Consider the following 11,295-nt stretch of genomic DNA (forward strand, 5'->3'; position numbering starts at 1 on the left):
ACTCCTTCTGCTCGTTAAGGATCACCGTCATCCAAGAGCGGAACCAGTCGAGGTAGCCCTTCGGGTTCGAACGTGGCCAGTCGGCGCTATGCCTGCGATAATGGTCGTGCTCATTGTCGGTAATCGCGATGGCGGTATTCGCGCGCGATGCATCGCGCTGAGCGTCCAAGAGGAGCTGGCGCGTATCGGCCCCGTTGGGCACGGCGGGAACAACGTCCATATGGAACTGCGCGCCATCGGCATAACGAAGCGTCCAGCAGCGCCGACTCTCCTCAAGCGGCTTGGTCATACTCTGCGATCGGCGATAAAGCTCGAGCTCGACCCGTACCATTTCCTTCAGCTCGGCCTGCGTCACCTGGCCCTTGCCGAGCCGGATCAGTTCGCAAACCGCATCGATATCGTATTCTTCTCGGGAATGAAGGGGCTTGATGACCGTTCCGAGCGCGAACGAACCCTGGACATAGACGGTCGGATCGTAGGCAGTCAGCGTAGAATTGTCCCGGTTAAGCCAGGAGCCTACCGACTTGTAGCTAGTTTCCGCCTGCTCGTACCTAGTCTCATCGACCGCAAGCTCCTCGACAAGCGCTTCGATATAACGACGGGACAGGATATTCGGCTGTTCGTTCATAGGGCTCTCGACTTAAGACATTCTACTTTTGTTCTAGGAAGCGACGGTGCGCCATTCAAGGTGCGCGGTCCGTTTTTACCAGTGCGGCAGCTGCGCAAGGAAGCTGTACGGCCATAGGGTTTCGGGCCTGAAATTTAGTGGGGCGCTACTCGTGGATGATCGACTCAGTCCGCTATTTCGCGCGTCAATTCTTGCGACCGCCGAAATGCCTGCATCACGCTGCGAAGGAGAATGACACTCATTCGTTCGATCAGAAGCTGGTTGTCTTCGACGATTCGATAGTGGGCACTGCCTCGGATCGCATGACACAAGGCGAGATCGCTTGCGATGACCTCGTGGTTGGTTCCTTCCTGCAATTCATCGTGCCAGGCCAAATCGATCGCTCCTTCCGCAAAGGCGCGCTCGCGATAGTCATTGCTTTTCAGCAGTCGTCCAACCGCTGTCGACGCAGGCCATAATTGCTTGAATTTCTCGTAGAGCTGGCGTTTGGGATGCTCGGTCACCGGTTCGAGCAGAGCATCGACAATATGCTCGACGCTCAGCGCCATCCCCTGCAGGTCGCTACGCAAGCCCGCCATCAGGTTCGCATCGCTCGAAAACGCGCGCTCGTTCAGCGACCGCCAGCGCCAGTAGAATTCCAGCATATCGAGATGCTCGACGAAATCGAGGAACTGACGCACCTCGTCTTTTGTGAAGTCCGCGGTGAGGATGGCTCCCGGCGTCGCAAAGCCCTCCAGAATGCGCTGCGCGTCCTCACGCCACTCCGTCGCCCAATCCTGGAAAATAACGCGAAGCGTCGGTTTGAAATGTCCGGTGACGCGCCCGACATCGTCGAACAACCGGTCCACCGGGACGTCTTTGAGGTACCGCGCGAGCCAGGTCGCATCGGCGATAAACCGCTTATAGGCCTTCGCATGATTGTCGCAGCCGATCCTGTGCCAATGGTCCCAGCGCTGGCTCAGATACTTCAACAGTTCAATGATCTGCGGATAGGAGACCTGGTAACGCTCGCGACAGAGCCTACCCAGGGCGACGGTTCGGCGCTCCATTTCGTCGCGCTCATCGTCCTCAATGATCCGCCGGCCACTAGCGTTCCTTAGGACGAAATATTCGTTGAGATGCTTCTCCTGCGTAAACCACACGACTGCGTCCAATTGCCGTTCGAACTCGGCAAATTTGCGCAAGGCTCGGATCGGTTCGAAACTGGTGGAAGCGCGCCAGTGCTCCGGGACCTCCGCCTCGATCCAGTTCCAACCATCCGTATTGCCGGTGAAATGTACCCCCATCCGCTGGCATTCTAGAATTAGCAGCAGCTGCCATGACGAATAATAGGTAACGACCGTATCCGCCTTGAAGCGCACGTCTCCATTCTGTTCGCCAACGCGAACCTTGAAGTGGTCCCACGTCACAAACTTTCGCCGCTTGGGGTACTGAATGAATTGCCGCCATTCCCGATTGGGATGGTCCAGGGGATGGGGATGGTCGAGCGGATCAGCCCGCTGGCGACGAAGATTGGCGTTCTGCCTAGCTTCTTCGAGAGCGCAGGCTGCATCCCAGCGCTCGCCGTCGGGCTCTCGCGTGCCAACAGGCTCCCAGCCATATCGTTCATCGTCGAACCATCGCCGCTCGATCTCATCGGGATATCTCAGTCGCAGGCGCGGTATGAGAATGCGTTCGCGCTCGAGATACTCCATCGTGTCCGGAGTTGGACGGTGGTGGAGGATGCGCATCTTTGCGACCTCGCCGATAAACTGTTTCAGCTCCAGATACCGATCAATACGCATCTTGTTTCCTTGTTTGAAATATATATGCTATTATCTAACAAAACGAAAGGAGCTTTGCAGGATGGACAGCGTAAAAAATCGTATCATGCGGCGCGTTCGCGCAAAGCGGCGTGGCTGGGTCTTCACGCCGTCCGACGTCGCGGATCTAGGTTCGCGGGGCGCGGTCGATGTCGCTCTTCAGCGGCTCGTCGATGCCGGCCAGGTCCGGCGCCTTTCTCGCGGCCTTTACGATTATCCGAAGCGGCATCGCAGGCTTGGACTATTGAGCCCTTCGGCAAGAGATCTTGCCAAGGCGATCGCGCGCAAGAATGGCGTGAAGATCGGTCCTTCCGGTGCAGCGGCCGCTAACAGGCTTGGGCTTTCGACCCAGGTCCCGATGAAAACCGTATTTTCGACCGATGGGAAGTCTGGAAGCCATGATGTTGGTGGGAGAACCATCATGTTCAAGCGCTCGCGCGCGCCGCTCATCAAGGACGGGTCGGGTCCGGCCAATACGGCGATCCAGGCGCTTTCTCACGTCGGGAAGGGCGGTGTCGACAGAATTGTCATCCAGCGGATCGCCGGCTCGCTCGCGGACAAGGATGTCGACCAGATGGTCAATGCGCGACCCCAGATGTCCGGGTGGATGAGCGATACTGTGATAAAGATCGCCGAGGCGCATGATGGATGACTTCGCTCGCCTCGAAACCGGCGAAAGGCGCGAGATCATCGAGGAGTGTGCAGCCCGGCGCAACACGAGCGAAACGGTCGTCGAAAAGGATTTCTGGGTCTGCTGGACGCTGCGCCGGCTCATGGATGATGCTGAGCTGGCGCCATATCTGACGTTCAAGGGCGGGACGTCGCTTTCCAAGTCCTACAATATCATCGAGCGGTTTTCCGAAGACATCGACCTGACCATCGCGCGTGATGCGCCTTGCGTTCGTGATGGCGCGTCGCCGCTTGACGATGAGATAAGCAACAAGGAGCGTGGTCGACGCACGGAGACGCTCAAGTCAAATGCACAAAGGTTCGTGCACGAAGCTGTGGCGCCTCGGCTCCGACAGGCGATTGAGGATGTGCTCCAAGGCGGGGAAGGCTGGAAGCTTGAACCCGATCCGGATGACAATGACCGACAAACCCTGCTTTTCGTCTACCCGCCAACGAGCGGCTATGGCCTCAGCTACGGAAACGACTACGGCGGGCGTGCCGATGCGGACTACATCAAGCCCCGCATCAAACTCGAATTTGGCGCGAGAGGCGATCCGGATCCGAGCGAGATCTTACCCCTGTCGCCCTACATCGCGGAGGAATTTCCGGATTTAATGCCCTCTGCGCAAGTGAAGGTGCCGACGCTCGCCGTGGAGCGCACTTTCTTCGAAAAAGCCACTATCCTGCACGCGCTCGCGCATAACGGCCGTCTGCGCCCAGCCATGTCGCGCCATTATTACGACACCTTCATGCTGGCTCGAGCGGGCATTGCTGCGCGCGCAGCAGCCGACCCAGCGCTTCTTGCATCGGTGGTCCGGAATAAAAGCCTAATGTTTCCCGACAAGAAGGCGTCTTACGAGACGGCAAATCTTTCGGGCCTCACTCTGTTGCCGCGTGACGAGGACCTGCCGGAGCTGCGCAAGGACTATGCTGCGATGGAAGTAATGTTCGCTGGCGCTCGCCCGAAATTTGACGAACTCGTGGAGGGCCTTGCCGAATTGCAAGGGCAATTGCGTGATCAAGGCGTTAGTGGGGATAATGCCTGAAGCAACAAGGAGCGAAGCACTTCCGTTTACCACCCAGAGCCGACATCGCTCCTGTTGAGTGGGAACCCGAAAAAGCGCCTGCCATAATCTCTTGGGCGACCATCAACAGTCGTGCCGAATCAGCTCGACGAGAACCGCTTCGCAAGCCGCGCGCTGGCCCCGCTTTGTGCGGCAAGCCTCGCCCCGTAGCGCATGACCGTTGCTGGATCGCGCCAGCGATAGGCCTGCATAATCGCCGGTAACCCCTCCCCGGCCGCAAAATTGTCCTGCGCTACCCCGACGCGGACCGAATGGCTCGAGATGTCGCTAACCCACTGCTCGAGCCGTTGTTCGCTCATTTCACCGAGTAAGCCCTTGGCGTGCGCGGCGCGGACAAGCCTGCGATAGATCAGCGTGATGCTGTTGGGGTGCAGCGGACGATTGCCGACCCGGCTCACCGATCCGTCGAAATGCACCTCCACCCTTCGCAGCAGCGGTCCCGAGTGGATATCGGCCGCCTTTTTCCAAGCGCGGATCGCCTGCATCGTCGCCGGGGACAGATAGGCATAGGCCCCCTCCCCTTCGGCATCGGTCTTGCTCGAGGGGATGAACAGCACCCCTGCCCCGCCCTCGCCCGCCTCGATATGATCGATCTCGGTCGCCACCAGCTCGGAACGCCGACAGGCGGTGTCGTAGGCGACCCGCAGCAGCGCCGCATCGCGCAGGCCTAGCCAGTCGCGCCGACAGGCCTTCAGAAGATGCGAGAGACACACGCCCGTAGGTGGTCCGTCGAGGTCGGCGATATCGCCCTTGTAGCGTATCCCCTTAGCTTGGCGCTGGCGGGTGCCACGCGCACGGCGCATGGCCTTCAATTCGAGCTTGACCAGCGGCGCCGCGGTGGGGTCGGTCAGCCCCGCCATACGATAGGCCATGCCGACATGGACGAGATAGCGCGCAATCGTCGCGGGCGCGCGCTTCTTGATCGGGGTGCGCAGCCGTCGCTCGGTCTCAAGGCCGCCAAGCGCCCTCACCCATTCGGCTACGAGTTTCGCATCCGCGTCCAGCGGCCGCACCCCGTTTGTGCTGCACCATGCATTCCATAAGTTAAGGTCCGCGAGGAACGCCCGCTTGGTGTTGGACGACCACGCGCGTGCCGCCGCGTCGATCATGGCAAGATCGACTGCCGTTTTAGCCTCGGCGAGCGCGGCGACGGTCGCGGTCACGGGCTCGCCCTCGCGATCAGCAAGTCCCTTCGACCCAAGCGCGGGAACGCCGTTCGCAGCGGTTTCTAGGCCCATTCGATGGATTTGCGGCAATTTTCACTGGCTGTCTAGTGTTGATAAGCAGGCATTATCAGTACTGCGCCTCATGCGTGGTGGACTGAACACTGTTTTTCACGCTACTATTGCCATATGCCACGCCCGGTTCTTCCTCTTTGCGCGCTACCCTGGTCGCCCGATCTGGTTAGCGAGTTTGGTCGGACGATGGCCTCGATCGCTCGCCTTGACGCCCGGATATCAGCCAGCCCCATCGCCCCCGCCTGGATGCTGCGAGCCAGCTGGACCGGCTACGCCACAGCTCTGAGGCTGCAGCAGCACGAAATCGAGGAAATCGACGTAATTTCACATTTCACAGGCGTTTCGATCCCTGGCCGTCCCCCCGTTGCCACCGCGGGCGATCCGTTCGGCGCCTGCGCCGATGTGAACCGGCGAAGTTTGAGTCCGGGCACTGAGCGAGTTTGACAAACAAGCCGTTAGATAATGTCCACTGCTTACTTCTAACACACGCAACAACGCTCTAGCTCAATGGGAAACGTGCAAGCCCGTGGCGATAGACGGTTATCGTCTCGAGAGAATTTCAATACGTTTCCTCTCAATTCTTGTGCGATCTTCCTCAGCGTCTTCGATACGCCTTTGCGTTCGGTCAAGATCACCTTGCTCCCTTTCGAGCTTGGCTTGAGCGCGTTCCAACCGCCGCTGTGCTTCGGTTACTTCTTCGCGATCATCGAGGATGCGTGCGCGCAAGCTCGCCAACCGCTTTTCTAATTGTTCCGCATCGCGGTTGAGCCTTGCCCATTCGCGCTGCTGCCTCTCCGTCAAACCGGATGGCGCTTCGACGACAATAGAGGGAGTTTGGGGCTCTGCATCCTGCGCCAAGGCGGGGGCATTCACAATCAACAAGGCAGAAGAAAGAAGTAGAAAACAGGGCTTGGTTGGCATGTCATTCCTCAACGTATGTAAATGAGAACGTACTGCTTGGAATCGGTCGGTCTATGCGTCAAGCTGCTCGTGCCCGAGGACAATCCTTATTCTTCGGGCATTCCCAAGATATCTCGCGCTGATCGAACACTTGCCTCTTCGGCACTTTCGCACCCCTGCCCGGCCATGTAACCCTTGAGAAAGCTGCGCCGAGCAACACCTGCATAAATGGCAGCTTCCCAGCGTTTTTGTTCAGCACGGGCTCCTGAAACGCGTCTGACTATGCCACGGAATGGAATCATCCCTCCGAGCACATCGCCTCCGGCCCGAAGACCACGATTTACCAGGCCTGCTCTTTTGGCAGGCTCGTTAGCATCGGGGCCTAAGACCTCGTTGAGGCGCGCGACCTCAGTGCGCAGGGCGTCACACCCTTCAACTTCGCTTAGGTTGTAAGGCTCTTCTTGCGCGAGCCTTAGAATGAGCGGAATCTCTCTATTGCGCAGATTTAAGTCGCTGAGCGGCTGAGTAACCGCATCGACTGCATCTTCGCCAACGCTGTCCTGTCGCTCGCCGCTTTGTCCCAAGGTTGGTGCGGCTGAGAATGCTAGTGAAACAGCGACTAGACAAGTTATGGTGCGCATAGATCGACTCCTTCGTCACAGCGTTTAGGCTGGTTTTTTCAAGTGAGGCGACAGAGGTCGAGGGGGTTAACCGGACCCCTGCCGCCCGACTGCGTTTCTATACCCGAAGGGCTCTTTTGCCGCAGCCTTACTTCTTGGCCTCGCCCGTCACGCCCTTCGGCATCACCGAAGCAATCGAGCGGGAGAGTTTGCCAGCGAGATCACGAGCGCCATCCGTTGCCTTGTCGCCAAGCTCTTTCGCCTGGTCGCTCAGATCGGCAGTATCGATGTTGGCGGCGCGTTCGCGCAGCTCGGCAACCTTGTCGGAGCCTTCCTTGCGCAGTGCCGCTACATCAATTGAGGAGACGCCCTTGGAAATCCGATCCACTGTTTCGCTCGCCTTTTCGCGTGCTTCGTCTGCTGCATTTGAAAGCCGCTTGCCGATTGAAGCCGGTGCTTCAGGCAGCGGACGCGCGAAGTCATCAGCCATAGCGCTAAGCAATTCGGTGAGCTGCTTTGGTTTCACCTTCGCTGCGCGCGAGGCGGCAAGAAGCGCATCGCTCAAAGACCCCTTACGACCCGCAAGGCCTGCAAAGAACGTCTCTCCAAGCTGCTTCGCCTTTTCGGGCGATAGCTGCAATCTCTCGGCGACAGCCTGAATGTCGATGATCGGCTTGGCCTCAGATGATTTAGGCATGAAATTCTCCATTTTGCTTTTTGATTTTGACGTGTGGAACGGCGGTCTTCACTCGGGTTACGGCACGCTTGAGCTCGTCCTTGCGGGTAAGGCTGGCGATCTCGCACGTGGTGAAACCCAGGAACATGATGGCTCCGTGAACGAGGAAATGAATGATGTCGGGACGCTCGATCATGGCCACAGTGAAGGAGGCTAGGCCTGCGAAAAACATTGCCGTAGCCGCAAAATTCGTGGTGGCCCGATTTCCGGTTGCCATGCTGAATGCAAGCAATGATCCAACCGCAACCCAAAGAGCTGCAATGCAGTTCCCAAGGACATTCGTTTGCAGTCCCGTCAGGTCCACGACATAGGATGGCGCAGTGATTTGGACGACGCCAAGACCCGCCAACAGGGCAGCGCTTGAAAGTGCCGCATGATCCACCGCAAAGCCGCACATTGGTTGCGCGATAGCTTTGGCATTGGTTTGCAACATTTTCGTTGTCTTGGTCATCGTCTCTCTCCTTGGTCGGCGCTTATCAAAAGCGCCGGGTTTCTTCTCCGTCGTCTCGTATTTCTTGCTTCTTGCGCGCTTCTGCTGCGTTCGCCTTGGCAAAGTGCAATTCGCGCTTCAGTTCTGCCTTGTCAGTGAGCCGTGCCAGCCCGCTATTGACCAAGCCGGTGATCGCAATGCCGCCATGTATGAGCAGCGGGATCATTTCACCTTGGTGGAGCATGGTGGCCGCAACGCCTGTCAGCCCTGCGAGCATCAAAAACTCGGCTGCAAAGATGGTCAGCACCCTAATGCGGAATAGACCGCCAAAAAACAGCAAGCCTCCGAACACGATCCACTGGAGCGCAATGATCTGCGCAGCCAGTCCGCTTTCAAAGCCCGTCATGGGATTGACGAGAAGAGGAGCGAAGAGCTGGGTGAACCCAAGCCCAGCGACGAGCATCGCCGTGGCTGCTGCAACGTGATCAACTGCGCCGCCTTGCTTCGCCGGCTTTAGCGTCGACGGCTCAACAAGGGGCTGGATTTTGTTACGTTTAGCAAACACTTCTTCTCTCCTCTCATTCCTTTCTTAGCGGCGGGCCTGACGCTGGCTTGCGCGCTCGGCATCAGCCATCATCGCGCGGCCTTCATCGATCTTGGCCTGAGCCACATCGACGGCCTCTTGTGCATTGGCCTGGCGACGCTGGGCACGGCGCAGTTCTTTCGCGCCTTCTTCGCTGCGCTCTTCAAACCGCTCCCAGTCCTTTGCGACCTCTTCGACCTGCTTGGCCCAATCGCGTGCATCACCGGCATCGGTGAAGAACGGACGAGACGTCAGGCTTTCAAACGAAGACTGCGCATTCTCGGCACGGCTCATTGAAGTGTCGCGCTTGTCCTGTGCTTCAACGACGGCTGCGCTGTAACGGACGAGGTCACGCTGAGCGCGTTGCAGATCGCGAAGGCCTTCGGCTTCGCGGCTGTTGCCGCGATCCCAGTCACGCTGGTGCTCGGCGGTCACAATAATTTCGGCAGCGATTTGCTGGTCTTGCGCGAACGCAACCTGCGGGGCTGCGAGCGAAGCAAGAGCAAGGCCGGATGCAATCAGAAAAGTTTTCATCGGGTATCTCCTTTGGTTCGATGGAGAGCCGTCTAATCCCGATTTTGAATCTTGAGAAACGCGATTGTCAGAAGTTTATTTTCGTATTATCCGAATTTAATGGATATCACGACCTTTCAGACCTTCCTCGCCGCTGCCGCCACAGGTAGCTTCTCCGGCGCTGCGCAGCGTGTGAACGCTTCGCCCTCAAGCGTGACCGAGCGCATCAAGCAATTGGAGTACCGTCTCGGTACGAAGCTCTTCATTCGGGACAAGCGCGGCTGCCAGCTCACGCCCTCCGGTGAGAAGTTTATGGCCCCAGCGCGTCAGGCAGTACGCGCCTGGGAAGTGGCCAGGCACGAAGTATCCCTGCCGGAACGGTTTGAACGCTCGCTGTCATTTGGGGGGCAGTACTTCCTTTGGGATCGCTTGCTTCTTGGATGGTTAGATGAAGTACGCGACGCTATCCCTGATCTGGCGCTTCGCGTCACTGCCGGTGCTTGGGCAAGGCTCAACCGCGACTTGGCTGAGGGCGAGCTGGATATGATTGTTGTCCACGATCCGGTCTTTCGCCGTGATATCAGTGCGGAGCGTCTGTTTGAGGATCAGCTCGTCCTAGTCACCGCAGGTAATCCAAAGAACTGGAAAGAGGATTTCGTGCGCATTGATTGGGGCCGCTCGCTTGGGCTTGAGATCGCCTCACGGCTCGGCATTGCGCCGGAAACAGGCTTGGTGCTCGATCTAGGCCAGCGCTCGGCACGTTGGCTGATCGCCAACAAGAAGTCCGGCTACATGCCTGAGTATCTTGTGACACCGCTACTGAATGCAAACGAGCTGGTGATCATCGACAATGCTCCCAGCTTCGACTTTCCGGCCTATGTATGTTGGCGCGATGATTTGGATGCAGAACTGGCAGCCGAGATCGTCTTGAACCTGCAAGGTTTCACGCCTGGTTAGCTTGGAGTCAAACTAGGCTTCTCAGCATGCACAAGAGAGCCAATCTCTGAAACGATATCGCTCTCGATTGTTTGCAGGTTTGCAGAACCACCATCGACATTGATCTCAACTTGGTATTTCCCGAGCTCAGTGGTGCTAAACCTGACCTCCACTGAATCTCGCTTTGTGGATTCGGGTGATCCGCCCCCATGTTGCTGAAGAATTTTCTCTGTTGTCGATTTGAAGCGCTCGTGCATTGCGAAGATGTCGACGTCTGCATCAAAGACCATCGTAACGCGGTGGTGCTTGAAAGCGGAAGCCTTTGGTTGCACCCTCACCGTGTTTAAGAACAGCAAACTGTTTGGAAACGCGATTTCGCGGCCAGTCGGCACACTGGAGTGTTCGTCTGGATCAAATTCCTTCAGTCTTGTGCCAAGCAGATTATAGTCGAGCACCTCACCTCGGACTGATCCAATCTCAATCAGATCGCCGACCGCGTAAGCCCGCGTAAAAGTGCGGAGCATTGAGCCCGAAAGGCATAGGATTAGTTCTTTCGTCGCAATGACAATCGCTACGGCGACAGCCGTAAGCGAAAGCGCAAATGTCCTGAGTTGAGGAGCCCAGATCATTACTAAACCGACTGCGGCTATGAGAACGAGCGCGTTCCTGAAATTGGCCGCCCAGCGCCGAGCGGCCTGATCGGACAACTCATCTCCTCGTTTGAGGCTCCTTGCGACGAACAACTGGGCGACGACAAGTGCCAACAGTAGGGCGACGGAAGCGAGAATATCGGCAAGAATGGGTTCGAGTTGCATCTGAAGCGGCATGGAATAGCTATCGCCAAAGTAGCCTTCAAAAGTCAAGAACTGATACCGAGGCCTATATGTTTGGCTCGTTGGGCAGAACCTTATTGGCTCATCTTTACCTGCCGAACGAGGTCTGGCTAATACTACAGGTCATGACTGAATGGCTTAACTCAATGGAAGGCTGGCTGAGCCACCCTCTTGTCGCGGACTTTGGTACGGCTCTGATCGCAGTCGTCCTTGGCCTGATCATCATCCGTATCCTGCAAGGCTTTGCAGTGCGCTCGATCGCGCAGACTGACACGCGCTATCGGGTGAGGAAGTTCATCGGATTGGCAGGCTATGTTGTCCT

The 11,295-nt window shown here is 57.6% G+C and carries 14 protein-coding genes; 4 read left to right on the top strand and 10 right to left on the bottom strand.

The features are described from left to right. Positions 1–628 (bottom strand): nucleotidyltransferase (locus tag ACGHJ7_RS14225; RefSeq protein ID WP_390479028.1); only part of this gene is annotated, 628 nt, incomplete at its 3' end. Between the two features lie 164 nt (positions 629–792). Next, complete coding sequence (locus tag ACGHJ7_RS14230) at positions 793–2,358, bottom strand: hypothetical protein (RefSeq protein ID WP_390479030.1); 1,566 nt, start codon at positions 2,356–2,358, stop codon at positions 793–795. On the opposite strand from ACGHJ7_RS14230, the gene ACGHJ7_RS14235 reads away from it, so the two are divergent. Together ACGHJ7_RS14235 and ACGHJ7_RS14240 are read left to right on the top strand one after the other, a co-directional pair. Further along, a complete protein-coding gene (locus ACGHJ7_RS14235) occupies positions 2,351–3,082 on the top strand; it encodes a DUF6088 family protein (RefSeq protein WP_390479032.1) in 732 nt (243 codons plus the stop codon). The genes ACGHJ7_RS14230 and ACGHJ7_RS14235 overlap by 8 nt on opposite strands. After that, entirely contained in the window at positions 3,072–4,145 is a 1,074-nt protein-coding gene (locus ACGHJ7_RS14240) for a nucleotidyl transferase AbiEii/AbiGii toxin family protein (RefSeq protein WP_390479034.1), read from the top strand. Before ACGHJ7_RS14235 ends, ACGHJ7_RS14240 begins: the two co-directional genes overlap by 11 nt. Positions 4,146–4,264: 119 nt before the next feature. Here the strand turns inward: ACGHJ7_RS14240 and ACGHJ7_RS14245 are convergent, their stop codons facing one another. From ACGHJ7_RS14245 to ACGHJ7_RS14275, 7 genes are all read right to left on the bottom strand, one after another. After that, positions 4,265–5,422, bottom strand: a complete 1,158-nt coding sequence (locus ACGHJ7_RS14245; protein ID WP_390479036.1) for a tyrosine-type recombinase/integrase — start codon at positions 5,420–5,422, stop codon at positions 4,265–4,267. A gap of 540 nt (positions 5,423–5,962) precedes the next feature. Continuing rightward, a complete protein-coding gene (locus tag ACGHJ7_RS14250) occupies positions 5,963–6,343 on the bottom strand; it encodes a hypothetical protein (RefSeq protein WP_390479038.1) in 381 nt (126 codons plus the stop codon). Between the two features lie 86 nt (positions 6,344–6,429). Beyond that, positions 6,430–6,963 (bottom strand): hypothetical protein, encoded by a 534-nt coding sequence (locus ACGHJ7_RS14255; protein ID WP_390479040.1) that lies wholly within the window; start codon positions 6,961–6,963, stop codon positions 6,430–6,432. Between the two features lie 127 nt (positions 6,964–7,090). Next, complete coding sequence (locus ACGHJ7_RS14260) at positions 7,091–7,651, bottom strand: hypothetical protein (RefSeq protein WP_390479042.1); 561 nt, start codon at positions 7,649–7,651, stop codon at positions 7,091–7,093. Continuing rightward, complete coding sequence (locus ACGHJ7_RS14265; RefSeq protein WP_390479044.1) at positions 7,632–8,129, bottom strand: hypothetical protein; 498 nt, start codon at positions 8,127–8,129, stop codon at positions 7,632–7,634. Before ACGHJ7_RS14265 ends, ACGHJ7_RS14260 begins: the two co-directional genes overlap by 20 nt. Positions 8,130–8,154: 25 nt before the next feature. Further along, on the bottom strand, positions 8,155–8,673 hold the full coding sequence (locus ACGHJ7_RS14270) for a hypothetical protein (RefSeq protein ID WP_390479046.1): 519 nt from the start codon (positions 8,671–8,673) through the stop codon (positions 8,155–8,157). A gap of 24 nt (positions 8,674–8,697) precedes the next feature. Beyond that, on the bottom strand, positions 8,698–9,126 hold the full coding sequence (locus ACGHJ7_RS14275; RefSeq protein WP_390479048.1) for a hypothetical protein: 429 nt from the start codon (positions 9,124–9,126) through the stop codon (positions 8,698–8,700). Between the two features lie 198 nt (positions 9,127–9,324). Here ACGHJ7_RS14275 and ACGHJ7_RS14280 point away from each other — a divergent pair, with 198 nt between their 5' ends. Continuing rightward, on the top strand, positions 9,325–10,161 hold the full coding sequence (locus ACGHJ7_RS14280) for a LysR family transcriptional regulator (RefSeq protein ID WP_390479050.1): 837 nt from the start codon (positions 9,325–9,327) through the stop codon (positions 10,159–10,161). Here ACGHJ7_RS14280 and ACGHJ7_RS14285 read toward each other — a convergent pair. After that, complete coding sequence (locus ACGHJ7_RS14285; protein ID WP_390479052.1) at positions 10,158–11,003, bottom strand: mechanosensitive ion channel family protein; 846 nt, start codon at positions 11,001–11,003, stop codon at positions 10,158–10,160. The genes ACGHJ7_RS14280 and ACGHJ7_RS14285 overlap by 4 nt on opposite strands. A gap of 95 nt (positions 11,004–11,098) precedes the next feature. On the opposite strand from ACGHJ7_RS14285, the gene ACGHJ7_RS14290 reads away from it, so the two are divergent. Further along, positions 11,099–11,295: hypothetical protein (locus ACGHJ7_RS14290; RefSeq protein ID WP_390479054.1), on the top strand; the 197-nt coding region annotated here is incomplete at its 3' end.

Origin of the sequence: Altererythrobacter sp. MTPC7, assembly GCF_042851395.1 — a bacterium.
Classification (GTDB): domain Bacteria; phylum Pseudomonadota; class Alphaproteobacteria; order Sphingomonadales; family Sphingomonadaceae; genus CAJXSN01.